General features: G+C 73.3%; 22 protein-coding genes, 1 tRNA gene and 2 pseudogenes. 10 read left to right on the top strand and 15 right to left on the bottom strand.

What is annotated here, in order from left to right; translation table 11 throughout:
- Positions 1 to 153 precede the first annotated feature (153 nt).
- The 6 genes from ABZT03_RS13715 to ABZT03_RS13690 all read left to right on the top strand — a co-directional run bounded on the left by ABZT03_RS13715 (position 154) and on the right by ABZT03_RS13690 (position 7,320).
- Complete coding sequence (locus tag ABZT03_RS13715; RefSeq protein ID WP_356038027.1) at positions 154 to 915, top strand: electron transfer flavoprotein subunit beta/FixA family protein; 762 nt, start codon at positions 154 to 156, stop codon at positions 913 to 915.
- A gap of 122 nt (positions 916 to 1,037) precedes the next feature.
- Positions 1,038 to 2,000: an electron transfer flavoprotein subunit alpha/FixB family protein gene (locus ABZT03_RS13710; RefSeq protein ID WP_356038285.1), complete on the top strand. Its 963-nt coding sequence runs from the start codon at positions 1,038 to 1,040 to the stop codon at positions 1,998 to 2,000.
- A gap of 84 nt (positions 2,001 to 2,084) precedes the next feature.
- A complete protein-coding gene (locus ABZT03_RS13705; RefSeq protein WP_356038024.1) occupies positions 2,085 to 3,164 on the top strand; it encodes an amidohydrolase family protein in 1,080 nt (359 codons plus the stop codon).
- A gap of 37 nt (positions 3,165 to 3,201) precedes the next feature.
- On the top strand, positions 3,202 to 5,691 hold the full coding sequence (locus tag ABZT03_RS13700; protein ID WP_356038021.1) for a GNAT family N-acetyltransferase: 2,490 nt from the start codon (positions 3,202 to 3,204) through the stop codon (positions 5,689 to 5,691).
- Positions 5,688 to 6,662: an LLM class flavin-dependent oxidoreductase gene (locus ABZT03_RS13695; RefSeq protein ID WP_356038018.1), complete on the top strand. Its 975-nt coding sequence runs from the start codon at positions 5,688 to 5,690 to the stop codon at positions 6,660 to 6,662. Before ABZT03_RS13700 ends, ABZT03_RS13695 begins: the two co-directional genes overlap by 4 nt.
- A gap of 16 nt (positions 6,663 to 6,678) precedes the next feature.
- Positions 6,679 to 7,320, top strand: coding sequence for a PaaI family thioesterase (locus tag ABZT03_RS13690; RefSeq protein ID WP_356038015.1), 642 nt, complete (start codon positions 6,679 to 6,681; stop codon positions 7,318 to 7,320).
- 57 nt (positions 7,321 to 7,377) lie between these two features.
- On the opposite strand, the gene ABZT03_RS13685 is transcribed toward ABZT03_RS13690, so the two are convergent.
- From ABZT03_RS13685 to ABZT03_RS13645, 9 genes and pseudogenes are all read right to left on the bottom strand, one after another.
- On the bottom strand, positions 7,378 to 8,529 hold the full coding sequence (locus ABZT03_RS13685; protein ID WP_356038012.1) for an acyl-CoA dehydrogenase family protein: 1,152 nt from the start codon (positions 8,527 to 8,529) through the stop codon (positions 7,378 to 7,380).
- A 231-nt stretch (positions 8,530 to 8,760) separates the two neighbouring features.
- Positions 8,761 to 8,834 (bottom strand) — tRNA-Pro (locus tag ABZT03_RS13680).
- 79 nt (positions 8,835 to 8,913) lie between these two features.
- Positions 8,914 to 9,270 (bottom strand): MmcQ/YjbR family DNA-binding protein, encoded by a 357-nt coding sequence (locus ABZT03_RS13675; protein WP_356038010.1) that lies wholly within the window; start codon positions 9,268 to 9,270, stop codon positions 8,914 to 8,916.
- Positions 9,271 to 9,300: 30 nt separating this feature from the next.
- Positions 9,301 to 9,888: a GNAT family N-acetyltransferase gene (locus tag ABZT03_RS13670; RefSeq protein WP_356038007.1), complete on the bottom strand. Its 588-nt coding sequence runs from the start codon at positions 9,886 to 9,888 to the stop codon at positions 9,301 to 9,303.
- Positions 9,885 to 10,502, bottom strand: a complete 618-nt coding sequence (locus ABZT03_RS13665; protein ID WP_356038004.1) for an XRE family transcriptional regulator — start codon at positions 10,500 to 10,502, stop codon at positions 9,885 to 9,887. Before ABZT03_RS13665 ends, ABZT03_RS13670 begins: the two co-directional genes overlap by 4 nt.
- A 35-nt stretch (positions 10,503 to 10,537) precedes the next feature.
- A pseudogene (locus ABZT03_RS13660) lies at positions 10,538 to 11,441 on the bottom strand (LysR family transcriptional regulator).
- Positions 11,442 to 11,570: 129 nt separating this feature from the next.
- Complete coding sequence (locus tag ABZT03_RS13655; RefSeq protein ID WP_356038283.1) at positions 11,571 to 12,770, bottom strand: glycine C-acetyltransferase; 1,200 nt, start codon at positions 12,768 to 12,770, stop codon at positions 11,571 to 11,573.
- Positions 12,771 to 12,788: 18 nt separating this feature from the next.
- Entirely contained in the window at positions 12,789 to 13,817 is a 1,029-nt protein-coding gene (gene tdh, locus ABZT03_RS13650) for an L-threonine 3-dehydrogenase (protein ID WP_356038001.1), read from the bottom strand.
- A gap of 212 nt (positions 13,818 to 14,029) precedes the next feature.
- Complete coding sequence (locus ABZT03_RS13645; protein WP_356038281.1) at positions 14,030 to 14,371, bottom strand: SgcJ/EcaC family oxidoreductase; 342 nt, start codon at positions 14,369 to 14,371, stop codon at positions 14,030 to 14,032.
- A gap of 798 nt (positions 14,372 to 15,169) precedes the next feature.
- Here ABZT03_RS13645 and ABZT03_RS13640 point away from each other — a divergent pair.
- Both ABZT03_RS13640 and ABZT03_RS13635 read left to right on the top strand, forming a co-directional pair.
- The gene (locus tag ABZT03_RS13640; protein ID WP_356037998.1) at positions 15,170 to 15,472 is read left to right on the top strand and encodes a muconolactone Delta-isomerase family protein; all 303 of its coding nucleotides are present in this window, start codon (positions 15,170 to 15,172) and stop codon (positions 15,470 to 15,472) included.
- A 271-nt stretch (positions 15,473 to 15,743) separates the two neighbouring features.
- Positions 15,744 to 16,349 carry a GPP34 family phosphoprotein gene (locus ABZT03_RS13635; protein WP_356037996.1) on the top strand — a complete coding sequence of 202 codons (606 nt, stop codon included), beginning with the start codon at positions 15,744 to 15,746 and terminating at the stop codon, positions 16,347 to 16,349.
- A gap of 137 nt (positions 16,350 to 16,486) precedes the next feature.
- Here ABZT03_RS13635 and ABZT03_RS13630 read toward each other — a convergent pair whose 3' ends face one another.
- The 6 genes and pseudogenes from ABZT03_RS13630 to ABZT03_RS13605 all read right to left on the bottom strand — a co-directional run bounded on the left by ABZT03_RS13630 (position 16,487) and on the right by ABZT03_RS13605 (position 23,157).
- Positions 16,487 to 17,062: a GAF domain-containing protein gene (locus ABZT03_RS13630; protein WP_356037993.1), complete on the bottom strand. Its 576-nt coding sequence runs from the start codon at positions 17,060 to 17,062 to the stop codon at positions 16,487 to 16,489.
- An 81-nt stretch (positions 17,063 to 17,143) separates the two neighbouring features.
- Positions 17,144 to 17,743, bottom strand: coding sequence for an ATP/GTP-binding protein (locus tag ABZT03_RS13625; RefSeq protein ID WP_356037990.1), 600 nt, complete (start codon positions 17,741 to 17,743; stop codon positions 17,144 to 17,146).
- Positions 17,721 to 18,092 (bottom strand): DUF742 domain-containing protein, encoded by a 372-nt coding sequence (locus ABZT03_RS13620; RefSeq protein WP_356037987.1) that lies wholly within the window; start codon positions 18,090 to 18,092, stop codon positions 17,721 to 17,723. The genes ABZT03_RS13625 and ABZT03_RS13620 overlap by 23 nt, the downstream gene beginning before the upstream one ends.
- Positions 18,093 to 18,094: 2 nt before the next feature.
- Positions 18,095 to 18,529: a roadblock/LC7 domain-containing protein gene (locus ABZT03_RS13615; RefSeq protein WP_356037985.1), complete on the bottom strand. Its 435-nt coding sequence runs from the start codon at positions 18,527 to 18,529 to the stop codon at positions 18,095 to 18,097.
- A gap of 974 nt (positions 18,530 to 19,503) precedes the next feature.
- A pseudogene (locus ABZT03_RS13610) lies at positions 19,504 to 21,363 on the bottom strand (ATP-binding protein); the annotation flags it as partial.
- A 615-nt stretch (positions 21,364 to 21,978) separates the two neighbouring features.
- Positions 21,979 to 23,157, bottom strand: a complete 1,179-nt coding sequence (locus tag ABZT03_RS13605) for an MBL fold metallo-hydrolase (protein ID WP_356037982.1) — start codon at positions 23,155 to 23,157, stop codon at positions 21,979 to 21,981.
- 226 nt (positions 23,158 to 23,383) lie between these two features.
- Here ABZT03_RS13605 and ABZT03_RS13600 point away from each other — a divergent pair, with 226 nt between their 5' ends.
- Both ABZT03_RS13600 and ABZT03_RS13595 read left to right on the top strand, forming a co-directional pair.
- The gene (locus tag ABZT03_RS13600; protein WP_356037979.1) at positions 23,384 to 24,562 is read left to right on the top strand and encodes a Glu/Leu/Phe/Val dehydrogenase dimerization domain-containing protein; all 1,179 of its coding nucleotides are present in this window, start codon (positions 23,384 to 23,386) and stop codon (positions 24,560 to 24,562) included.
- A gap of 252 nt (positions 24,563 to 24,814) precedes the next feature.
- Positions 24,815 to 25,456, top strand: a complete 642-nt coding sequence (locus ABZT03_RS13595; protein ID WP_356037976.1) for a TetR/AcrR family transcriptional regulator — start codon at positions 24,815 to 24,817, stop codon at positions 25,454 to 25,456.
- The last annotated feature ends 34 nt before the right edge of the window (positions 25,457 to 25,490 follow it).

Raw genomic sequence — 25,490 nt, 5'->3', positions numbered from 1 at the left:
CGCGGCTCAGCTGACCAGATCTTCCAGCTATCAGCGCAATCAGTCAACCAATTCGACGGATTCAAAGCGGAGGCTCGCCTTCTGTCGAGTTATATAGTTAACTATTAGCACTCATTAGACCTGTTGGAGGGTGCTGTGAAGATCGTTGTCTGTGTGAAGCACGTGCCTGACGCGGGCGCCGACCGCACCTTCACGAAGGACGGCACCACCGACCGCGCGTCGGCGGACTCCGTACTCTCCGAGCTCGACGAGTACGCCGTCGAGCAGGCCCTGCGGATCGCCGAGTCGGGCGTCGACGCCGAGATCAGCTACCTCACCGTCGGCCCCGAGGACGCGCGGGACGCGCTGCGCAAGGCGCTGGCCATGGGCGGTGACTCGGCGATCCATGTGAGCGACGAGGACATCGAGGGCAGCGACGCGTTCGGTACCTCGCTCGTGCTGTCCCGGGCCGTGGAACGGCACGGTTTCGACCTCGTGCTGTGCGGAATGGCCTCGACGGACGGCACGATGGGCGTCGTACCGGCGCTGCTGGCCGAACGTCTGGGCGTCCCGGCCGTCACCCACGTCGAGGAGCTGGTGGTCGGGGACGGCACGGTCGGCGGCCGGCGTGAGGGCGACAGCGCGACCGTGCGGATCGACGCGGGACTGCCGGCCGTGGTGTCGGTGACCGACCGCTCCGGCGACGCCCGCTACCCCTCCTTCAAGGGGATCATGGCCGCCAAGAAGAAGCCGGTGGAGACCCTCGACCTCGCCGACCTCGGCATCGACCCCGCGGAGGTGGGCCACCGCGGGGCGCGCTCGGCGGTGGACACCGCCACCCGGCGCCCCGCGCGCACCCAGGGCGAGATCGTCACCGACGACGGCACGGGCGGGACCGCGCTCGCCGCGTTCCTCGCCGCGAAGAAGTTCGTCTGACCGGTGCGGGCCCCCGGCCTGTTGCACCCCCGCGTCCCGGCCTCTCGCCCGCCCCTCCCCCCCCTTTCTGCTCCCCCCCTCCCCCGTTCCGACCCGTTCCCGGCAAAGAGGAGTGCATGACCGTGGCCGAGATCCTCGTCCTCGTCGACCACAGCGACGGCGCCGTACGCAAGACGACCCTCGAACTGCTCACCCTGGCGCGCCGGTTGGGCGAACCCTCGGCGGTGCTCCTCGGACCCGGCGCGGACACCGCGATGGAGGTCCTCGGCCGGCACGGCGCACGGAAGATCTACGTCGTGGACGCCCCGGAGGTGAAGGACTTCCTGGTCACCCCGGCCGTCGACGCCCTCACCGGGATCGCCGCCGGCGCCGCCCCCGCGGCGATCCTCCTGACCTCCGGCCCGGACGGCAAGGAGACCGCCGCGCGGGTCGCGCTCCGGCTCGACTCGGGTCTGGTGACCGACGCGGTCGACGTGACGGCCGGCCCGGACGGCCCGGTCACCGAGCATTCCGCGTTCGCGGCGACCCACCAGGTCACGGCGCACGTCACCCGGGGTGTGCCGGTCATCACGGTCAAGCCCAACGCGGTCGCCCCCGAACCGGCACCGGTGACGCCCGTCGTGGAGAAGCCGGACGTCGTCTTCGGCCCGGCCTCCGTCGCGGTCCGGGTCCTGTCCCGCACCCCGCGCGAGCGCGGCGACCGACCCGAGCTGACCGAGGCGGACATCGTGGTCTCCGGCGGGCGCGGGGTCGACGGCGCCGAGAACTTCGCCGTGATCGAGCGGGTCGCCGACGCCCTGGGCGCGGCCGTCGGGGCCTCCCGCGCGGCGGTCGACGCCGGCTGGTACCCGCACAGCCACCAGGTCGGCCAGACCGGCACCCAGGTCTCCCCGCAGCTCTACCTCGCCGCCGGCATCTCGGGGGCCATCCAGCACCGCGCGGGCATGCAGACGTCCAGGACCATCGTCGCCGTCAACAAGGACGCGGACGCGCCCCTCTTCGAGCTGGCCGACTACGGCGTGGTCGGCGACCTCTTCCAGGTCCTTCCGCAGCTGGTCGAGGAGATCGAGCGGCGCCGGAGCTGATCGGGACCCCTCCCGGACTTCCACCCGGCCAACGAAACACCTAAACTGTTTAACTGATTGCATCCATTGACCCGAAGGAGTGCCATGACGAAGATCTGGGTCAACTCGGGGGACTCCCACGTGATGGAACCGGACGACCTGTGGACCGAGGCGCTGCCGCCCCGGCTGGCCGACCGGGCGCCGCGCAGCGAGCGCGGCGAGAAGTACGAGGTGCTCTACATCGACGGCGAGCGCATCGACCGCCAGCTCAACGACTTCATGGACGCCATGCGACCGCCGGGCGCCCGCGACCTCGACGTCCGGCTCAAGGACCTGGACCAGGAAGGCGTCTGGGGCCAACTCGCCTTCCCCTCCATGGGGTTCTGGCTGGTGACGATCACCGAGCGGGAGCTCGCCCGGGAGACCGTGAAGGCCTGGAACGACTGGGCGCACTCCGAGGTCCTCGGCAAGAACAAGCGCGTCATCACCCCCGCCTGCGTCTCGACGGCCAACGTCGAGGACGCCGTCGCGGAGATCGAGCGGGTGGCCGAGATGGGCTTCCAGTCGGTCTTCCTGCCGTGCGGCACCCGGCCGGGTGAGGAGTACGCCCTCGACCGCTGGGAGCCGCTGTGGACGGCGGCCGAGCGGACCGGCCTGGTGCTCGGCTTCCACATCGGCACCGGCGGCGAGAACGTCGTCTTCCGGGGCCCCGGCGGCGCCGTCGTCAACTACATGGAGACCACCTACCCGGGCATGCGCGTGGTGTCCCACATGGTCGCGGGCGGTGCGCTGGACCGGCACCCGGACCTGAAGATCCTCATCGCGGAGGGCGGCGCGGGCTGGGTGCCGGCCATCGGCGACCGGATGGACGAGGCGTACCGCCAGCACGGCATGTTCGTCCGGCCCAAGCTGGACCGGCTGCCCAGCGAGATCATCCGCCAGCAGGTGTACGCCTCCTTCCAGCACGACAAGAGCTCGGTGGAGATCGTCGAGTCCACCGGCTACCGCAACGTGATGTGGGGCGACGACTACCCCCACCTCGAAGGCACCTACGGCCACACCCAGTCCACGCTGCGCGAGCTGTTCGACGGCGTGCCCGACGACGTCCGCGAGCGCGTCACCCGTGGCACCTTCAACGAGCTCTTCCACCTGCCGGCCCAGACTCCCCAGGAGGCGGCCGTCTGAGCGGCGCCGAGGGCACCGGCGCCGGACGGGACACCCCGTGACCACTTCCCCGCACCCGGAGCACCCGGAGCGCCCGGAGCACCCGGAGCGCCCGGAGCGCCCGGAGCGCCCGGGACGGTCGTACCCCGAGGATCTGGAGCGCCCCGGGCTCGTGCGGACCGGGCGGTCGACGTTCGTGCGGCCCATCCGGCCCGAGGACGCCGACCGCCTGGTCCGCTTCGTCGGCGGCCTGTCCCGGGCGACCCTGGCCTACCGGTCCCTCGGTCCGGTGGTCCGCGCCCGCGACGACGTCATCCGGCGCGGCGCGCACGTGGACTACCTCAACGAGCTGGCGCTCGTCGCCCTGGCCGGCGACGAGATCGCCGGCCTGGTGCGCTACGTCCGCGACCCCGAGGAGCCGGAGCACGCCGAGGTCACCTTCACCATCCGCGACGACCACCAGAGCGAGGGCTTCGGGCGGCTGCTCCTGGAGCACATCGCCGCGGCCGCCCGGGCCCGGGGCGTGCGCGTGCTGGAGGCGGACGTCCTCGCCGACAACGACCGCATGATCAACGTGTTCGCCGGCGCCGGCTACCGCGTCGAGACCGGGCCGCCCGGCCAGATCATCCACTTCGAGATCGCCATCGACCCGCAGGCCCAGGCCACCGCGCGGGCCGAACGCCGTGAGCACACGGCCGTACGTCGTTCGCTGCGGCCGCTGCTCGAACCGCGCTCGGTCGCGGTGATCGGTGCCAACCGCGGCCCTCTGACGATCGGCCACGAGATCGTCGCCAACCTGCTGCGGGGCGGTTTCCGCGGCGGTGTCTTCCCGGTCAACCCGCGGGCCGCGCGGATCGCCGGAGCCCGTGCCTACCCCTCGGTGCGGGACCTTCCCGAACCCCCGGACCTGGCACTGGTGGCCGTGCGGGCCGAGGCGGTGCCCGACGTCGTACGGGAGTGCGCCGAGGCCGGGGTGAAGGCGGTGGTCGTGGTCTCGACGGGCTTCGGCGAGGCCGGTGCGGCGGGCCGGGCGACCGAGCTGGAGCTGGCCCGCTTCGCCCGCGCCTCCGGAATGCGGCTGGTGGGCCCCAACTGCATGGGCGTGGTCAACACGACACCCGCGGCCCGGCTGGCGGCGACCTTCTCGCCCGCGCTGCCCACGCCCGGCCGGGTGGCGATGTCCAGCCAGTCCGGGCCTCTGGGGCTCGCGGTGCTCGACTTCGCCCGCCGGCTGCGGCTCGGCTTCTCCGGCTTCGTCTCGGTGGGCCACGCCGTCGACGTGTCGACCAACGACCTCCTGCAGTGGTGGGAGGAGGACCCGGCGACCTCGGTGATCCTGCTGCACGTCGAGACCTTCGGCAATCCCCGCCGCTTCGCCCGCATCGCCCGCCGGGTCGCGCCGCGCAAGCCGATCGTCGCCGTGCACCCGGGCCACGGGGACTCCGCGGTGAGCTCCCTGTTCGCCCAGTCCGGGGTGATCCGCACCCGCAGCCTCCAGGAACTCTTCGACGTGGCGCTGCTGCTGGCCCATCAGCCGCCGCCGCCCGGCAACCGGGTCGCCGTCCTCACCAACGCCGGCGGGCCCGCCGCACTGACCGTGGGCGCCTGCGCGGGCAGCGGGCTGAGCGTGCCCGCACTCGGTGAGCACACCCGGCGGACGCTGCGGGCGGCACTCCCGCCCCTGGCGGAGGTCGCCAACCCGATCGACCTGACTCCGATGGCCACCGCCGCGCACTACCGGCAGGCCCTGGACGCGGTGCTGGCCGACGACGGCATCGACGCCGCCGTCGTCCTGTTCATGCCGCCGCTCGCGGACAAGCCCGACGAGGTCGCCTCGGCGATCCTCGACGCGGCCGCGGCCGCGCCCACGAAGCCGGTGGTGACCAGTTTCCTCGGCGGTGCGGGCGTCGCCGACCTGCTGCACAGGGACGGGCTGGTCGTACCGACGTACACCTTCCCCGAGGCGGCGGCGACCTCGCTCGGGCACGCGGCGGCCTACCAGGCGTGGCGCGGAACGCCCGCCGGTGTCGTACCGGACCTCCCGGGAGTCGACACCGAACGCGGCCGCTCGCTCGTCACCGGGCGCACGCCCGGACCCGTCCCGGACTCGCTGGTCACCGAACTGCTGGACGCCTACGGCATCGTCGTCGCCGGCACCGGACCGGGCCCCGGCCCGGACGCCTTCCTCTCCGTCCGCGCGGACCCGGTGTTCGGCCCGGTGATCGCCTTCGGTCTCACCGGCGACTACGCCGACCTCATGGCCGACGTGGCCCACCGGGTCACCCCGCTCACCGACCGCGACGCGAGGGAGATGGTCCGCTCGCTGCGGGCGGCTCCCCTGCTGGACGGCCGGGCCGGCGGTGACGGGGTGGACCTGGCGGCGCTGGAGGAGGCCGTCCTGCGGATCTCGGCGATGGTCGAGGACCTGCCGGAGATCGAGGCACTGGAACTGAGGCCGGTACGGCTGCTGCCGCCCGGGCACGGCATCGCCGTCGCCCGCGCGGCGATCCGGCTGGCGGACAACACGACGGGAGGCGGTCCCCCATGAAGGTGGGCATCTACTTCGATCTGCGCAACCCTCCGCAGTGGCGGCAGAGTTGGTCGCGGGTGTACGGCTTCGCCCTGGAGATGTGCGAGGAGGCGGACCGGCTGGGCCTGGACTCGGTGTGGTTCTCCGAGCACCACGGCTTCGAGGACGGGTACCTCCCGCAGCCGCTCACCATGGCCGCGGCGGCCGCCGCCCGCACCCGGCGGGTGCGGCTGGGCACGGCGGTGATCCCCGCCCCGCTGCACGCGGCGCCCGAGCTGGCGGAACAGGCCGCGCTGGTGGACATCATCAGCGACGGGCGCCTGGACCTCGGTCTCGGCACCGGCTACCGCGTGCCCGAGTACGCCCTGTACGGCGCCGACCTCACCAGGCGTTACTCGACGACCGACCAGCGGGTGCGGGAGATCCGCCGCCTGTGGGCCGAGTCCCTGGTCACGCCGGGCCCGGTCCAGGACCCGCTGCCGATCTGGCTCGGCTACCAGGGCCCGCAGGGCGCCCGCCGCGCCGGCCGGCTGGGCACCGGACTGCTGTCGCTCAACCCCGCCCTGCTGACGCCGTACCGCGACGGGCTCGCCGATGGCGGCCACGACCTGTCGACGGCCCGGATGCAGGGCTCGTTCACCACGTTCGTCACCGAGGACCCCGACGGCGACTGGCCGGTGGTCCGTGAGCACCTGGCGTACCAGTGGGACAGCTACCGCCGGTACATGGTCGAGGGCACCGACCAGCCCGCCCCGCGGCCGATCGACCCCGAGAAGTGGCGCGAGACGGGCCTGAGGGCGACGGGCGTCGGCCAGTTCCTCCACGGCACCCCGCAGGACGTCGCCGAAGCCATCAGGGCGTACGTGACGGGGCTGCCGGTCGAAGGCGTGTTCCTGTGGGCCTCGCTGGCCGGGATGCCCGAGGACATGGTGGCCCGCCAGGTCCAGCTCATCGCCGGGAAGCTGCGCCCGCTGCTTGCCGATGTCTGATCCGAGGAGTCACCGCATGTCGACGAGTAGGGGTGAGCCCGCGGCCACCGCGCCGGCCGGACGCTGGGCCGGGGCCGACTTCCAGGAGCCGCCGCGCACCCCGGGCGGGGTGGCGCTGTGCGGCGCGTGCCGCGTCGCCGGTTCCTGCCGCCTGGGGGTGCGGCGCGAGCGGCTCGACGACGAGGGCCTGGCCCTCTTCGAGCTGGCCTGCCCCCGGGACCAGGAGGGCGGTCCCGAGGTCGCGCACGGCGGCTGGACGGCCGCCGTACTCGACGACTGCCTCGGTCATCTGCCGCTGCTGCACCGGGTGTTGAGCGTGACCGCCGAGCTGACGGTGAGCTTCGTGAAGCCGGTGCCGGTGCAGCGGCCGCTCGAGGTGCGGGCCTGGGTGGAGCGGCGGGAGGGCTCGCGCTGGTACATCAGGGGCGAGATGGTGCTGCTTCCGACCCGCGCCGTGCTGGCCCGCGCGTCCGGAATCTGGGTCACCCGCGACCAGGGCCACTTCGCCCGCCACCAGGCGTGGCTGGCGGGGCAGTCGGGCTCCGGGGGCGCGGGTACGGGCGGCTCGGATGCCGGCGGCCCGCGTGCGGGCGGCTCGGATGCCGGCGGCCCGGGTGCGGGCGGCCCGGATGCCGGCGGCCCGCGTGCGGGCGGCTGAGACGTGAAGGGCTCCGGTGCCGGCGGATCCGCCGGCACCGGAGCCGAGCGACCAGCCTCAGTAGGACCGCAGGCCCATGCTGCGCGCGATGCCGTTGCGCTGGATCTGGCTGGTTCCGCCGGAGATCGTCGCCACGATCGACTCCCGGTAGCGGAAGCTCATCACGCTCTCCGTGGAGAAGCCGTGGCCGGCGCAGACCTGCATGCCCAGCCGGGCGGCCGCCACGTACGTCTCGGAGCCCTTCAGCTTGGCCATCGAGCCCTCCCGGGTGCACGGCTTGCCCTGGGCGAGCAGCCAGGCGGCCCGGTGGGCGAGCAGCCGGGCGGAGTCGATCTCGGTCTGCAGGTCGGCCATGGCGTGGGCGAGCGCCTGGAAGTTGCCGATCGGACGGCCGAAGGCGTGCCGGGTACGGGCGTACTCCAGCATCTCGTCCAGGGTGGCCTGGGCGGCGCCCAGGTAGCCGCCGGTGATGATCACCTTCTCCAGTTCGATGTTGGAGAGCATCACCTTCCAGCCCTCGTCGCGCGGGCCGACCAGGTTCTCCTTCGGCACCAGGACGTCGTTGAAGAACACCTCGTTGGTGCCCAGGATGTGCCGGGCCAGGGTGGGTGTCCGGCGCACCTCGACGCCCTTGGTCGCGGGGTCGACGAGCAGCAGGCTGATACCGCCGTGCTTGGGTTCGCGGGCGCCCGTGCGCACGTAGGTGGCGATGGTCGTGTCGGGCAGGCCACCGCCGGTGCACCACGCCTTCTGGCCGCGGACCAGGAAGTGGTCGCCGTGGTCCTCGGCGCTGGTGCGCAGGGCGGCGGCGTCGGACCCGCTGTCCGGCTCGCTGAGGCCGACGGCGAGCCGGTGGCGGCCGGTCATGACCTGTTCGCGGATGAAGGCGCGCTGCGCCTCGTCGCCCCAGCGGAACACCGTGATGCCGGGGATGAGCACGCCGATGTAGCACATGGCGACGTCGAAGCTGGCGCGGCCGAGTTCCTCGGCGATGAGGATGAGTTCGATCGGTCCTCCGCCGTCGCCGCCCTCGTCCTCACTGAACGGCAGGCTGAACCAGCCGAGTTCGGCCATCCCCCCGAACAGCTCGGGCGGCACGGTGCCCTCCTCGTCCCACTGCTTGGCCTTCTCGGCCGGGCACACGTCTGCGACGAACTGCCGTGCCGTCGCGCGCAACATGTCCTGCTCGTCGGTCAGCCCGAAGTCCACGGCCACTCCTCGCCACCACTAGCTCATTTATCTATCTAATTATTCTATGTTAGCTGATGGGTGGAGAGGAAGAGCCGGAAGCGGAGCCCGAAGACCGGTAGGTGGGAGGCGGGAGGGCCGCCGGCGCCGGGGAGGCCGACAGGGCGGCGTGACATCGGGCCGCGCGACATCCGGCCTCGGGCACGCGAAAGGGCCCCCGCGGACTTTCGCCCGCGAAGGCCCTTCACACCGTCGGGACGACAGGATTTGAACCTGCGACCCCTTGACCCCCAGTCAAGTGCGCTACCAAGCTGCGCCACGTCCCGGCGTCCGTCTGACCTGGGGTTTCCCCGGGCCGAACGTGCAGGGAAACAATACCGCACTCGGGTCGGTGGTCGCGCACCCTTAACGCGCGGCCGGCCCCAGCTCGGGGTGGTCCTCGATCAGCCGGGGCGGGGCCGCCTGCCGCCAGGTGTCGGCGAGGATGTCCCGCAGCTCGGCCTCGTCCTCCACCTCGGCGAGCCGGACCCGCACCCAGGCGAACTGCGCCTCGTGGTCCGCGATCCAGAACTTCCCGGGTTCCGCCAGGACCAGTTCGTCACGCTCCTCCTTGGGGCAGCGCACCGCCATGGAGGTCTCCTCCTCGGGCAGCGTGGCGAACATCTTCCCCGCCACCCGGAACGTGGGCATGTTCCAGGCGGTCTTCTCCGTCGTCTCCGGCAGGGACAGGGCGATACGGCGTGCGTCTTCGGCGTCCGGCATGACAGGCACCGTAGCCGCTCGCACCGACAGTCACCCGGCGGGTGCGTCCCGGGCGGCGCCGGCCCGCTCACCGGAGGCGGGCGTCCCGCTTCCCGGTGCCTGTGCGTCCACGTGCTTGTAGAAGAGCGTGGTCGGCCGCAGGGCTCCGCCCGGTTCCGCCGCGTAGTCGGGGATCACTCCCGCCCTCGTCCAGCCGGCCGAGCGGTAGAGGGACTCGGCGGGACTGCCGGTCTCGGTGTCCAGGTGGAGCAGGGTGACACCGGCCGATGCGGCCGCGTGTTCCGCCGTACGCAGGAGTCCGCGGCCGAGTCCTCGGCCGCGGGCGTCCCGGTGCACCAGCAGCTTGACCAGCTCGGCGCGGTGGCGGCTGTTGGGTTTGTCGGGGAAGGCGAGGCTCACCGTGCCGACCACCCGCGTCCCGTCGTGCGCCGCCCACACCGCGTACCGGCCGGCGGCGACCGGGCCGACGCGTTCCCGCCACCAGGCGGCGGCCGCGCGGTGGTCGAGCGGCGCGAGGAAGCCGACCGAGGCGCCGCCGTCCACGGCGTCGACCAGCAGGCCAGCCAAGTCGTCCGTCCAGGATGCCAGTTGGGCTTCGCTCAGTCGGGTCACGATCACGGCCGCACCACCGCGAGCAGGTAGCGCGCCGCGGTGGTGCGGGCGCAGCGGAACCGGGTCGGCCCCCACACGCGCAGGCGCAGGCAGTCACCCGCGCCGAGCTCGTGCGCGGTGTCGCCCGCCGTCACCTGGAGCATCCCTTCCAGGACCCAGACGTGCTGTTCCAGTCCGGGCACGGGCGGACGGTCGTAGGCGATGTCGGCACCGGCGGCGAGCCGTCCCTCGACGAGTTCGCCGCGCAGGCCGGCGTGCGGCGGGGACACCGACCGTCGCAGGAACCCGGAGGCCGTGTCCTCCCACACCGGCTGCTCGGCGGCCCGCAGCAGCGGTACGGGGGCCGTCTCGACCTCGCTGAGCAGCTGGGACATGGTGTGGCCGTACACCGCGCACAGGCGGTTGAGCTGGGCGGCGGTGGGGCTGGTCTCGGCCCGTTCGGCCCGCGAGAGGGTGGACCTGCTCACCCCGCTGCGCTCCGCCAACTCGCCCAGGGACCAGCCGCGTTCGGTGCGCAGTTCGGCGAGGCGGGTGCCGAGCCGGGTGTCCAGACGCGCGTCGGCGGCATCAGGGACGGGGCCTCGGGTGCCGATGGCGTCACGCCCTGCATCGTGTCTCATATCCGGGATCCTATCCCTGATATGAGACATCCGGATCACGTCCCGGCTGCTTCGCCGAGCGCGTCCAGCACCGGACGGATCAGGGGGTGGTCCTCGGCTCCGCGCCGGACCGCCGCGAACACCCGGCGGGTCGGCGCCACCGCGTCGACCGGCCGTACGACCACGCCCGTGAGGTCCATGCCGCGCAGCGCGGAGCGGGGCACGAGGGCCACTCCCGCGTCCGCGGAGGCCAGCGCCACGACCGCGCGGAAGTCGTCCGAGGAGTGCTCGAGACGGGGCTGGAATCCCGCGTTCTCGCAGGCCAGCACCACCACGTCATGGCACGGGTTGCCGGGGTAGGGGCCGATCCACGGATCCTTGGCCAGCTCGGCGAGCGGGACCTCGTCGGTGTCGGCGAGACGGTGGGTGACCGGGACGACCGCGTCGAAGGGCTCGGCGTACAGCGGCACGTGGGTCAGGCGGGGGTCGTCGGCGGGCGGGGCCCCGCGGTACTCGACGGCGACCGCGACGTCCACCAGCCGGTCCAGGACCATCGGCAGGCTCGCGTCACCCTCGGCGTCCTGGACGCGGATGCGGATGCCGGGCGCCGAGACGGCCAGCCGGGCCAGCGCCGGGGCGACGACCAGGGCGATGCCGGTCGCGAAGGAGGCGACCGTGACCGTGCCGGCCGCGCCCGAGCCGTACGCGGCCAGTTCCGCCTCGGCCCGCTCCAGCTGGGCCAGCACCGCGTTGGTGTGGGCCAGCAGGATCTCGCCGGCCGGCGTCAGCCGGACGCCTCGGGCGCCGCGCTCGACCAGCCGGTGGCCGGTCTCCTGCTCCAGGGCGGTCAGCTGCTGGGACCACGGCCGACGGGGTGAGATACAGCGCGGCGGCAGCCGCCGTCACCGTGCGGTGGTCGGCCACCGCACGGAGGATGTGGAGCCGCCGCGCCTCGATCATGGGACCGATTCTCTCAAATGACCGGAACCCGCCGGGGCCCCGGCGGCCGCCGCCGATCCCGTCGGCTTGGCCGGCTCACGCCCGAGGCCCGGCTCACGCCCGAGGCCCGGCTCACGCCTCAGGCCCGGCTCACGCGTCCAGCTCGGCCCGCGCCGCCACGAACGCGTCGACCGCGCGGTTCACGTCCTGTGTCGAGTGCGCCGCGGACAGCTGCACCCGGATCCGCGCCTGGCCCTGGGGCACGACCGGATAGGAGAAGCCGATGACGTACACCCCGCGCTCGAGGAGCAGTTCCGCCAGGCGTCCAGCGCGCGCCGCGTCTCCGATCATCACGGGGGCGATGGCATGGTCGCCGGGCAGGACGTCGAAGCCCTCCTCGGTCATCCGGCGGCGGAACAGGGCGGTGTTCTCGGCCAGTTGGACGCGCAGGTCGTCCGCCGCCTCCAGGAGGTCGAGCACCTTCAGCGAGGCCGCCGCGATCACGGGAGCGAGGGTGTTGGAGAAGAGATAGGGGCGGGAGCGCTGGCGCAGCAGGGCGACGATCTCCGCGCGGGCCGCCACGTAGCCGCCGGACGCGCCGCCCAGCGCCTTGCCCAGCGTGCCGGTGATGATGTCGACGCGGTCCATGACCCCGTGCAGCTCGGGCGTGCCGCGGCCGCCCGGGCCGACGAAGCCCACGGCGTGCGAGTCGTCGACCATGACCATCGCGTCGTGCCGGTCGGCGAGGTCGCAGATCTCGCGCAGCGGCGCCACATACCCGTCCATGGAGAACACGCCGTCGGTGACCACCAGCTTCCGGCGGGCGCCGGCCTCCGTGGCCTCCTTCAACTGGCGTTCCAGGTCGGCGAGATCGCGGTTGGCGTAGCGGAAGCGGCGGGCCTTGGACAGGCGGATGCCGTCGATGATCGAGGCGTGGTTGAGGGCGTCGGAGATGACCGCGTCCTCGGGGCCGAGCAGCGTCTCGAACACGCCGCCGTTCGCGTCGAAGCAGGAGGAGTACAGGATCGTGTCCTCCTGGCCGAGGAACGCCGACAGCCGGCTCTCCAGTTCCTTGTGCACCTCCTGCGTACCGCAGATGAAGCGCACGGAGGCCATGCCGTAGCCCCAGCGGTCCAGTGCCTCGTGGGCCGCGGCGACGACCTCGGGGTGGTCGGCCAGGCCGAGGTAGTTGTTGGCGCAGAAGTTGAGGACCTCACCGGGACGGCCGCCGGCGGTGACCCGCACGGTCGCGGACTGCGGGCTGCCGATCACCCGCTCGGGCTTGTGCAGGCCGGCGGCGCGGATCTCGTCCAGGGTGGCGCGCAGGTCGTCGCGCACGGAGTCGAACATCATCGGTTCCTTACGTCCTCAGAGGGTCCAGTCGAGGATGACCTTGCCGCCGCGGCCGCTCGCCGCGTCGGCGAACGCCGCCTCGAAGTCACGGTGGCCGTACCGGCCGGTGATCACGGGGGCGAGGTCGAGGCCGCCCTCGAGCAGGACCGACATCGCGTACCAGGTCTCGAACATCTCACGGCCGTAGATGCCCTTGATGGTGATCATGGAGGTGACGATCCGGGCCCAGTCGACCGGGAACTCCTCGGCGGGCAGGCCGAGCATCGCGATCCGGCCGCCGTGCGTCATGTTGGCGATCATGTCGCGCATGGCCTCGGGGCGGCCGGACATCTCCAGGCCGATGTCGAAGCCTTCGCGCAGGCCGAGTTCGCGCTGTCCTTCGGCGATCGTGGTCCGCGACACGTTCAGCGCGAGGCTCGCCCCGATCTTGCGGGCCAGTTCGAGCCGCTCCTCGCTCACGTCGGTGATCACGACGTTGCGGGCGCCCGCGTGCCGGGCGACGGCGGCGGCCATCAGGCCGATCGGCCCGGCGCCGGTGATCAGGACGTCCTCACCGACCAGCGGGAACGACAGGGCGGTGTGCACCGCGTTGCCGAACGGGTCGAAGATCGCGGCCACGTCCAGGTCCACCGGCGTCCGGTGCACCCACACGTTGGACGCGGGCAGCGCGACGTACTCGGCGAACGCGCCGTCCCGGCCGACGCCCAGTCCGACCGTGGCCCGGCACAGGTGCCGGCGGCCCGCGAGGCAGTTGCGGCACTTCCCGCACACCAGGTGTCCCTCACCGCTCACCGTGTCACCCGGGCTCACCTCGGTGACGTCCCGGCCGGTCCCCACGACCTCCCCGACGAACTCGTGCCCGAGCACGAGCGGGGTGCGGATCGCCTGCTGAGCCCACCCGTCCCAGGCCCGGATGTGCAGGTCGGTGCCGCAGATACCGGTCCGCAGGACCTTGATCAGTACGTCGCCGGGTCCCACGGCGGGTTCCGGAACGTCCATGAGCCACAGCCCGGGTTCCGCCTTCTCCTTGACCAGCGCCTTCAACGCTATGGCTCCTGACGGTGAGGCCCCGGGTCCGGGCACGCCGGGGCGGCCCGTCCGGGGAGGGATGAGGGGAATCACCTGGCAATCTGCCCTACCGGCGCCGCCCGGTCCATCGAGGATTTCTTAAGCGGCGCCACAGCTCCGCTTCACACCTCCCCGCCGGTCCCGGGTCCGGCCCGCCAGGTGTCGTACGCCTGCGGGAGACCGCTCCCTCAGGTGAGGCGGGAGACCTGGTAGTGGGCGATACGCCAGTCGTCGCCGGCCCGCCGCACCAGCACGGCGAGCTTGACATCCAGCGTCGGCCGGTCGGTGAAGGAGAAGCCGACGTCGAGGTAGCCGAGCACCAGGCCGTCCGCCGGGCGCCGGGTCTCCAGGACGCGGTACTCCGCCGTCATGCCGGGGGGCTGGGAGTCGTAGTAGTCGGCGACGCCCCGCCGTCCGACGCTGTACGGGTGCAGCCCCTGGAAGATCGCGTCCTCGGTGAAGAGGGCCGCGACGCGGGCGGGGTCGTGGTCGTCGACGGCCGCCTTCCAGCGGTCCAGGACCTCGCGCAGGACCGCCTCGCCGTCGACGCCGTCCGCCGCCGCAGCGCCGGTCGTCGTGCGGTGGGTGCCGCCGTGCGGGGAGTCCGGTGCGGAACTCCGTGCCCTGCTGTCGTCGCCCATCGCGGTCGCTCCCTCTCGGACGGTCCGGTGACCGGCGCTCACGCCGCCGACCACGTGCAGGATCTCCCCGGCGGCCCTCCGGGCCGGCTCAGCGGACGCCCCGAAGCCACCGATGTCGCCCACGCCACCCGTCCGGCCCACATATCGGGGCCGGACGGTCGGGAGGGGGTGGGGGCGGGGGGGCGTGGGGTGGGGGCGGGGGGGGCGTGGGGTGGCTCGGGGTTCGGCAACCGGGGGCCGCGTGGGTCGGGGGGGCGGGGTCCGGCGTCTCGTCCGGGCCGGGAGGCCGCGCGTACCGGCCGGCGGGAAGCCGGCGACGCGGCCGGGGTGGCAGCCCGGAGGGCGGCCGAAGACGGCAGCCCGGCAGCACGGCCCAAGGCAACAGCGGTGGTGGCACGGCCCAAGGCGACAGCCCGGCAGCACGGCCCAAGGCAACAGCGGTGGTGGCACGACCGAAGGCGGCAGCGGTGGTGGCACGACCGAAGGCGGCAGCGGTGGTGGCACAACCGAAGGCAGCAGCGGTGGTGGCAGCCGGGCCGGTCAGGGCCCACGATGGACGCACGGCAACCCGGCAGCGGCGCGTCCGCGCGGTCGTGGGTCCCGCCGCCCCGGGCCGGACCCGGGCGACGACCCGTCCCCGCGTTCCCGCGACCCCCTGCCGGCATCGTGTGCGAACGGAGAGGGATCATGCGAGAGTTCCTGGTCGAGATCACCACCACCGTGCCCGAGGGCACCGCCCCGGACGAGGTCGACCGACGGCGGGCCGCCGAAGCCGTCCGCGCGCGGGAGCTCGCCGCCGATGGCCTTCTCGTACGGCTGTGGCGCCCGGTCGGTGAGCTGCGCAGCATCGGGGTGTGGCGCGCCGCCGACGAGGACGAACTCCACGAGAAGGTGCTCGGCACGCTCCCGCTGCGGCCCTGGATGTCGCTGACCGTCACACCGCTGGAGCCCCACCCGAATGACCCGGGGCCGTCCGCCCCCACGGTCTGACTCCGGCGGGCCGGACCTCGGGTGGCCGGGCCTCCGGCCGCCCGACCTCCCGTGCCGCGGCGCTCCGCGCGCGGGACGGGCGTGCGAGACTCGCCCCTGCACGACAGCACCATCCCTCGGCAGCGCCACGCCCGGACGACCGGACCCGGCGACGGAACCGGCCGACCGACGAGGTCGGCGGAGTCCGGCGACACGGCCCGAAGCCCCGGCCCGGCGCCGCCGATCCGAGACGGGCCGTCCGGCCCGGCGGCCCACCGACGGGGAGCCTTCCATGACCACAGCACGGGACCTGTTGATCGTCGCCATGCAGACGGCACCCGACCGTCCGGTGGAGCCGGGTGATCTCTCCCTCGCGCTCGCGGGAGCCGAACTGATCGACCTGCTCGAGAACGGCTCCCTGACCCTGGACGGCGACCGCATCGTGCCGGGTCTCCAAGTGTCCACCGGGGACGAGCTGTTGGACCAGGCCGCGGCGGCGCTCGTCCGGCAGGACCCCTACGAGTCGGCCGAGGACTGGCTGTGGCGCCGGGGCCGCGGCCTGTCCCTCACCTATCTCGCCGGTCTGGAGAAGGACGGCGTCGTCACCCGCTCAAAGGGCCGCTGGATCCCCGTCGCCACCCGTCGGCGGGAGCTGGCCGACTCGCCGGCCCGCCGCCACGCCGAGGCGCGCCGGGCGGCGGACGAACCCGTACTGGCCGCCCTCACCACCTCCCTGCGCATGGACGACAAACGCGCCGACGACTTCGAGAACCTCACCGACGAGGCCGTCGTGACCGTGCTGGCCGCGGTCGGCGAGGCCGTGACGGAACTTGAGTCGGTACGGCAGCGGCGGACCATCGAGGACGCCGCCTTCGACAACGTCTGGCGGGGCCAGTGACGGGGTCGCGGGTGCGTTGACCGGGCCGGGACGGGGCGCGCCGACCGGTTGGCAGGGGCGACAGGCCCGATTGCCGGTGGCCGGCCGGGCGCGTGGGTCCGTCGTCTCGCGACAGCACGCGGGGTCGCCGGGGCGGCTCACAGCGGGAATCCGTCGTCCGCCCGTCGCTCCAGCCGCGCCGCGAGGTCCGCGGCGGTCGACTTGATGGTCTCCAGTCCCGCCTTCCCCCAGGCGCGCGGTTCGACGTCGGCGACACAGACCGTCCCCAGCACCATGCCGGTGGTGTCGATGAGCGGAGCGCCGAGGTACGAGCGGATGCCGAACTCGTCGACCACCGGATTGCCCGCGAACCGCGGGTAGTCGCTGACGTCCTCCAGGACCAGCGCCTTGCGCCGCACCACCACATGGGGGCAGAACCCGTGGTCGCGCGCCATGGAACGGCCGACTCGCGGCCGGCTCCCGTCGCTCTTGGCGACCGGGCCGGTGGCGGGGCTGTGCAGGCCCGCGAAGAACTGCCCCTGCTCGCCCACGAAGTTGACCATGGCGTACGGCGCCCCGGTGCACTCGGCGAGGCGGTGCGCGAAGGAGTCCAGGACGGGGTCCGGGCTCTCCCCCAGGCCGAGTCTGCGCAGCCGCAGGGCCCGGGCGGGCGCCTCCTTGTCCTCCGGCGTGAGCAGCAGACGACCGGCCGGGCGCGCGGGGTCGTACCTCATGGGCGGGCTCGGTCAGTGTGGGCGTGGGTCATGGATCGGCTCCGTGGCGGGTCTGCGGGACGGTGCGGGAGTGTGCGTGGCTCACATGTGGGCGCCGTGGCTCGGCGCGGGGGCGGGGGTGTGGGCGATGAGATGCCGTACCAGGGTCAGCAGGGTCTGTACGCCCGAGCTGGAGATCCGCGCGTCGCAGCGCACGACGGGGATCTGCGGGTCCAGGTCGATGGCGGAGCGGACCTCCTCGGGGTCGTACCGGTACGAGCCGTCGAACTCGTTGATCGCGACGATGAAGCCGACGCCGCGCTGCTCGAAGAAGTCCACGGCGGCGAAGCACTCCTCCAGGCGCCGGGTGTCGGCGAGGATCACCGCGCCGAGGGCGCCCTCGGAGAGCTCGTCCCACATGAACCAGAAGCGCTCCTGACCGGGTGTGCCGAACAGGTACAGGACGTGTTGGGGATCGAGGGTGATGCGGCCGAAGTCCATGGCCACCGTCGTCTCGACCTTGTTCTCGATGCCGTCGAGTTTGTCGGTCGCGGCGCTGACCGTGGTGAGCAACTCCTCTGTGCTGAGGGGCGCGATCTCGCTGACCGCGCCCACGAAGGTCGTCTTGCCTACTCCGAACCCGCCGGCCACCAGGATCTTGAGCGCGGTGGGGAAGGGGTCAGAGCTGTCGTCGTAGTCCATCGAGCACTGCCTCCAGAAGGGCCCGGTCAGTCGGGTTGTGGTGGAACTCGGGTGGCTTGGTGGTGAGCGCTCCGCAGTCGACGAGGTCCGACAGCAGCACCTTGGTGACCACCGCGGGCAGTCTGAGATGGGCGGCGACCTCGGCGATCGAGACGGGCGCCCGGCACAGGTCGAGCGCCTGCGCGTGCTCGGGGCCGAGGTAGCCGAGGGGCGTGGCCCCGGTGGCCCGTACGTGCGACAGCAGGTCGAACACGACACTGGGCCGGGTGCGGCCGTTGCTGACCGTGAAGGGGCGTACGAGCCGACCGGCCGCGTCGTCGAGCCAGGGCCCGTCACCGGCCGTCGCCACGCTCAAGGCCTCATCGCCGACGGTTCGACGGCGTGCTGCCGGGGCGCCGTCACCAGGTAGGGGCGGACGCTCTTGACGAGCATCGCCATCTCGTAACCGAGCACCGCCGCGTCGGCCTCGCGGCCGGCCAGCACCGCCAGGCAGGTGCCGGAGCCGGCCGTGGTCACGAACAGCAGGGTCGAGTCGAGCTCGACGACGACCTGGCGGACGTCCCCGCCGTCACCGAAGCGGACGCCGGCGCTGCGGCCGAGGGAGTACAGCCCGGACGCCAGGGCCGCCATGTGGTCGGCACTGTCCGGGTCGAGGCCGTGAACCGACTTCACCAGCCCGTCGCAGGAGAGGAGAACCGCGCTGGTGGTGTGCGGTACGCGCTGCACGAGGCCGCTCATCAGCCAGTCGAGATCGGATACCTGGCCGGTCGGCGCTTCGCTCGCCATGGTGGATCGACTCCTTGAGGTACGAAGGTCTGCGGGAGCGCTGGGCGTGGGGGTGGAGAGGGGGGTGGTCATCCGGCCGGTGCGCTCCCGTCGTGCCGGGTGGTGTGGTCGAGGCGGTCACGGCCGGGCGCGGACGCGTGCGCGGGGCGCGCTTCGGCCGATCCGAGGGTGGTGTCGGGGGTTGAGCTGTCCGGGTGGGGACCGCTGATCGGCCGCTGCCCCATGGACCGTTCGGCCGTGTGCCGTTCAGCCATGGAGCGCTGCTCGGCGGGGTGCCGCTCGGTCATCGACCGCTCGGCGGCGTACCTCTCGCCGAGGTGGCGCTCGCCGGTGGGCGGCTCGCCGACAGGTCGTTGGCCGGTGGGGCGCTCGACCGGGGAGGGTTCACGGAGGCGGCGGCCGTCCGTGGGTGGCGCGCTCAGGGGGTACTCCGTCATGGGGCGTTCCGTCGTGGGGCGTTCCGTCGTGGGGCGCCGGCCTGTGGCCGACACATCCACGAAGTGCGGCGGAGTCATGGGGGTTGCACCCATGTGGGGCGCGTCCAGAGCGGATGGGGCAAGGTACGACCCGTTTGTCGGGCGCACGTCCATGGGCCGTTCCCCCATGGCTGATACGTCCATGAAGTGGGGCGGGTTTATGAGGTTGGCGCCTGTGTGAGGGCCCTCCACGGCGGCCTGCCTGCCCGTGGCCGTCGACTCGCTGTGCGCGGGCCTGGTGTGAACGGAGTCCATGAGGGCTGCGTCCGTGGGGGCTGTGTCGGTGCGGGCTGTGTCGGAGGGGGCCGGGGTCATATGGCCGAACTCCATAGAGCCGGACTCCACGTGGCCGGACTCCACGTGCCCTTGAGCCAGGGGGCTCGGCGTCACCTGCCCAGGCCCCGTGTGGCCCGGCTCCATGTGGCCAAGTGCCGTGTGGCCGGGCTCCATAGGTGCCGGCGCCGTCGGGGCTGTCGACTCCGGGTACGTCGCCTCCAGGTGCTGCTGGGCCTCGGCGAGTCCGACACCGCGTTGGAAGGCGGCCATCAGCCCGGGGTCGTGTGCGGCGGTCTGGTCGGATTCCTGACGGGGCGCCGGACCGTCGCGCAGCTGGGGCACGATGTGCTCCTGCGCCCGCCGCCGGGGCAGCTGGGGCTTGCCCATGGTGCCGCGCACCGCGCCAGCGGCCCGAGGTGTGGGGGGCGCCGACGTGTGCTCGGCGACGGCCTGCCGGTCGTCGGGCCGGATGCCGGGCCGCGCCTCGGCCGGGTTGGGCCGCTCTCGGTGAGCGCCCCGCTTGGGCAGGGGCGCCGGCGCGGCCGTTCGGCCGGTCTCCTGCGGCTCCTGTCCCTGCCGCTCGCGTCGCTCCGGGCCTTCCTGTCGCTCCGGGCGCGGATCGGCAGGCGGTCTCGGAGGCGCCCCCCGCCGCACTCTCCCGCCCCTCTCCCCGGGGCCCGACTGCGCAGGTCGGCGCGGTGCCGGCACGGATGAGCCCGGCGCCCCGGACGCCGCCCCGGTCATCTCACCGGAAACGCCCGAGGCGTCCTGCCCCGGCCCCGGCTGTCCCTGCTGCCCGGGCGGCAGGGCGGCGCCCGGCATCCCCGGCACCTCGTGGGCGGGGATACCGGCCGGGCTCCCGGCGGCATCCGGAGGCGTACCGAGGAGCGCCTGCGGTACGACGAGTACGGCCTGCACCCCGCCGTAGATGTTGTTCTGGAGGCGGACGTGGATCCCGTGCCGCTTGGCGAGCTGGGAGACCACGAAGAGGCCGATGCGGCCGTCGGCGAGCAGGCTGGCGACATTCACCTGGTCGGGGTCGGCGAGCAGGGCGTTCATCCGGTGCTGCTCGGCGACGGGCATGCCGAGTCCGCGGTCCTCGACCTCGACGGCGAGACCGGAGGTGACCAGGTTGGCGCGCAGCAGGACCTGGGTGTGGGGGGCCGAGAACAGCGTGGCGTTCTCGACGAGTTCGGCCAGCAGATGGATGACGTCGGCGACGGCGTGGCCGCGCAGGGTGCCGTCGATCGGCGGGACGAGCTTGACCCGCGAGTACTGCTCGACCTCCGCGATGGCGGAGCGCAGCACCTCGGTCATGTCGACCGGGTTGCTCCACTGGCGCCGGGAGACGGCGCCGCCGAGCACGGCGAGGTTCTCGGCGTGCCGGCGGATGCGGGTGGCGAGATGGTCGACGTGGAAGAGGCCCTTGAGCAGGTCGGGGTCCTCGATCTCGTTCTCGAGTTCGTCGAGGATCGAGATCTCCCGGTGCACCAGTGACTGCAGGCGCCGGGCGAGGTTGAGGAAGACCTCCAGTTTCTGCTCGCTGCCCGCCTGGCTGGAGAGCTGGGCGGCCTGCATGACGGCGGTGACGGCCCCGTCGTGGGCGCGGGCGAGGTCGGCTGCGAGCAGCTCGAAGTCGTCGGCGTCCGCGGGCGGGCCGCTGCGCGCCTTGCGCTGCGGTGGGCCCTCGCCACGGCGCAGGGCCTCGACCAGGTCCCGCAGCTCGGCCTCGCCGCGCGCGTTGCCGCGGCGCAGTGCGCCGAGACGGTCGTGCACGGACGTCGCGGTGCGTTCGGCGGCCACGGCGGCGATCAGGATGCCGGCGAGGGCCACCGAGGCCGCGCCCGCGAGCACCCCGCACAGGGTGAGGCTCAGATGGGCCCCGGTGGAGCGGAGGGTGAAGAGCAGGGCGGCGCAGGCACTCAGGGCGACCGCGACGGGCGGCAGCACCGCCAGACGCATCAGCTGGGGACGTATGTGCGTCTCGGGCAGCCCGGGGGCGGTGCGGGCTGCCGGCGGCCGGCCGTGCCGTCCGCCCTCACGGCGGTCTGCACGGGCGGCCGGGGCGCGGAGGTGAGACATCGGCGTCCTCGTACTGGTCCGTCGGTCGGGGCCTGGGCTCGCGCGGTCCGCGCGTCGCGGGCGTGCGTCATGGCTGTGCCGGTCGAGAGAGCCCGAGAAATCGGCCCTGCGTCGCCCAACGGACACTCACAGTAGTCGGCAAGCCATCATGTGCGGTGGGCAGTTGACAAAGTCCCGCAGCCGGCGTCCCGCTCTGGTATGAGGCCTCGTACGACAGACCGACAAGCCGTCGCCACGTCCGCTCGAAATATGGAAGGGATCGATCGAGCCTGGTCAGAACCGGTCACGAAGACAAGAGTGAGGGCCCGGGCGCTTCTCGCGCTCCGGACCCTCGCCCTGCTTTTCCACCGCTCCCGACGGGGCCGCCCGGACCGATCAGGGGCGACCCCCACCTCCGGCCGCACTCGGCCGTACGTCACGGGCCGTATCGGCGGCCATCCGCACGCCACCCGGCGCGACAGCCACCACGCCCGCCCCGACCCACCGGAGCGCCGACGGTATGCAATAGGCGGTAACCGGTATGCATCACACGGCTGACCGCCGACCGCCGACCGCCGACCGCCGACCGCCGACCGCCGACCGCCGACCGCCGAGGATCCAGCGACCCAGCCCCCGCTACTCCCCCACCAACGCCTGCTCCGGATCGGACTCCACCGCCGGCCAGGCCGACCAACCCTCGCTGGGGGCCAGTGCGACGGGTCGCCACCACGGGGTCGTGGGCGGTGAGTCGGCCGGCTCGAAGGGCTGGCCGGGCCGCGGCGACGCCATGGTCACCCCGGCCTTGTGGGCCGCCTGCATCGTGCCCTCGCCGGGCTCCGCCCACGGATGGGTCGCCAGGTTGAAGGTGCCCCAGTGGATCGGCAGCAGCACACCCGCGGCCGGATCGCCGCCCTGCAGGTCGAGGTGGGCGCGGACCCCCTCCTCGGGCGTCATGTGGATGTCGGGCCAGAAGTCCGAGTAGGCGCCGATCTGGATCATCGTGGCGTCGAAGGGGCCGTGCGCGGATCCGATGTCCCGGAATCCGTCGAAGTAGCCGGTGTCCCCGCTGTGGAATATCCGGTGCTCGGCGCCGGCGACGACCCAGGAGGCCCAGAGGGTGTGCTGGGTGTTGCGCAGGCCCCGGCCGCAGAAGTGGCGGGCCGGGGTCGCGGTGAGGCTCAGTCCGCCGACCTTCGTCGTCTCGTGCCAGTCCAGCTCGCGCAGCCGGTCGGCCGGTACGCCCCAGCGTTCGAGGTGGGCGCCCACGCCGAGCGGCACGGCGAACAGGGTGTCTGTTCCGGCCAGCGCCTTGATGGTGGGCAGGTCGAGGTGGTCGTAGTGGTCGTGCGAGATGACCACGACGTCGACCGGGCCGAGCGCGGCCAGTGCCACGGGGACCGGGTGCAGCCGCTTGGGCCCGGCGAAGGGGAACGGGGAGCAGCGCTCACCCCACACGGGGTCGAACAGCACGCGCTGCCCGTCGATCTCGGCGAGCACGCTGGAGTGGCCCGCCCAGGTCAGCCGCAGCCCGGTGGCGGGCGGCGAGGCGATGTCGGCGAGGGTGGTGGTGTGCAGCGGGATGGTGCCGCTGGGCGCGCGGCGGGGCCGGGACTCCTTGTCGAAGAAGACCTTCGCGAAGGCCGTCATGGAGCCGGAGGGCCTGGTCCGGGCCTCGCCGCCCGGGTTCTGGAAGACGCCGTCCTTGAAGTGGGGCGATCTGCGGATGCGCGCCATGCGCTCACCTTCGGGGTCCGCGCCGAAGGCCACGGGCCGCAGCGCTCGGAGCCCGGAGCTGAGGGAACGGATGCCGGCCACGGTACCTCCAGGTGGAGTCGGTGAGTCGTTCCATTATGGTCGGCCCGTCCGACCGTGCCGGACCCGCCCGGTCGCCGAGGGGTCGTGCGCGCTCACCGAGGGGCACCGTGCGGTGCCGGTGGACGCCGTCCGGCACGTCGGCGGGGCGTGCCGCGGGTCCCGGCGCTGACTCGCCGTTCAGTAACATCAGTGCTTCCGCCGAGCCGGGCGTTCGCGAGAGGACCGCATGACCACTCCCCTGATCTCGCTCACCTGGACCGACCACGTCACCGGCCTTCGGGGCTTCCTGGTCGTCGACCGGCTGGTGCGCGGTGTCTCCAGCGGCGGGCTGCGCATGCGCGAGGGCTGCACCGCGGACGAGGTCGCCGGGCTGGCCCGCGGCATGACCATGAAGGAGGCGCTGCACTACAACCCGGAGGGCCGCTACATCCCGCTGGGCGGCGCCAAGGGCGGCATCGACTGCGACCCCCGGGACCCGCGGGCGTACGGGCTGCTGGTGCGGTACCTGCGCGCGGTGCGGCCGTACGTCGAGTGTTTCTGGACCACGGGCGAGGACCTGGGCCTCGGTCAGGACCTCGTGGACCGGGCGGCCGTGGAGGCGGGGCTCGTCTCGTCCGTCCAGGCCGTGTACCCCCTGCTGGACGACGAGCGGGCCGCCCGCCGCCGGCTCGCGGACGCCTTCGCGGTCGAGGTCGACGGCATCGGCCTGGACGAGCTGGTCGGCGGTTGCGGGGTCGCCGAGTCGGTGCTCGCGGCCCTGGACCGGGCCGGGGTGCCGTACGCGGGGACCCGTGCCGCCGTGCAGGGCCTGGGCACCATGGGCGGCGCCACCGCGCGCTTCCTGACCCGGGCCGGGCTCACGGTCGTGGCTGTCGCCGACATCAAGGGCACGATCGTGAATCCGGCGGGCCTCGACGTCGAGGCGCTGCTGGCCGCGCGGGACGCGTACGGCACCGTGGACCGTTCGGCGCTGCGCCCCCGGGATCGTGAACTGCCGGGCGACGCCTGGCTGTCGACCGGTGCGGAGATCCTGGTGCCGGCGGCGGTGTCGTACGCCATCGACGCCGTGAACCAGGAGGCGATCGACGCCCGTTGGATCGTCGAGGCGGCCAACATGCCCGTACTGCCCGAGGCGGAGGAGCTGCTGGCGGCGCGCGGGATCACCGTGCTGCCGGACGTGGTGGTGAACTCCGGTACGAACGCCTGGTGGTGGTGGACGCTGTTCGGTGACATCGGCGCGGACGCGGAGGAGGCGTTCGCGTACACACGCCGCTCGATGCGCGCGCTGGTCGAGCAGATGCTGGCCCGCGCGGACGCCGACCAGGCGACTCCGCGGGCCGCCGCGCACGCCATCGCCGCGGACCGGCTGCCGGTGATCGCGGAACGGTTCGGCTGGTACCGCTGACCGACCGGACACCGCCCACCGCGCCCGCCCGGCAGAGCGCACGGCCGGTACCACCGACGGACCGGACACCGCCCGACCAGGCCGTACGACAGGCACCGCCGAGCCCACCGACACCGCCCACCGCAGCGCCCCGCACAGGCCGTACGACAGGCACCGCCGACCGCCCCGACACGGCCCACCACACCGTCCGGAACAGGCCGTACGGAGTTGTCGCGTCCGGCCCCCCACAGATCCACACATTAGGGTGACGGGGTGGCGAGAGTGCGGTTGAGCGTGGCGGAGCGGCGCGAGGAATTGCTGCGGGCGGCGATCGGGCAGATCCAGGAACGGGGCGTGGCGGCGGTCAGGATCGCCGACGTCGCCTCGGCGCTCGGCGTGAGCAACGCGCTGGTGCTGTACCACTTCTCGACCAAGGAGCAGCTCGTCGCGGCGGCCTTCCGGTACGCGGCCGAGGACGATCTCGCCCACCTGCGCAAGCTGCTCGGCCGCCGGACGACGGCGCTGCGCCGGCTGCGCTCCGCCGTGCGCTGGTACGCGCCGACCGGGCAGGCCAAGGGCTGGCGGCTGTGGATCGAGGGCTGGGCGGCGGCGCTGCGCGAGCCGGCGCTGCGGGAGGTCACCCGGGATCTCGACCGGGAGTGGAAGGCGGCGATCGCCGGGGTCGTCGCGGAGGGCGTGGCCGCGGGCGAGTTCCGCTGCCCTGACCCGTCCGCCGCGGCCCTGCGTCTCACGGCCCTGCTCGACGGACTCGCCGTACAGATGACGTCGTACCCCGGAGCGGTGTCCCGGGCGCGGGCGCAGGAGTGGGTGGACGAGGCACTCGCCCGCGAACTCGGCCTGGAGCGGGAGGCGTTGACGGCGACCGGAGCGGTGACGCCGGGCGCGGTGACATGAGGGCGGGCGGTGGGGGCCGGGTGATCCACCCGGC

Source organism: Streptomyces sp. NPDC005574, assembly GCF_040605435.1.
In the GTDB taxonomy this organism is placed as follows: domain Bacteria; phylum Actinomycetota; class Actinomycetes; order Streptomycetales; family Streptomycetaceae; genus Streptomyces.
This window is presented reverse-complemented; position numbering and strand designations above follow the sequence as displayed.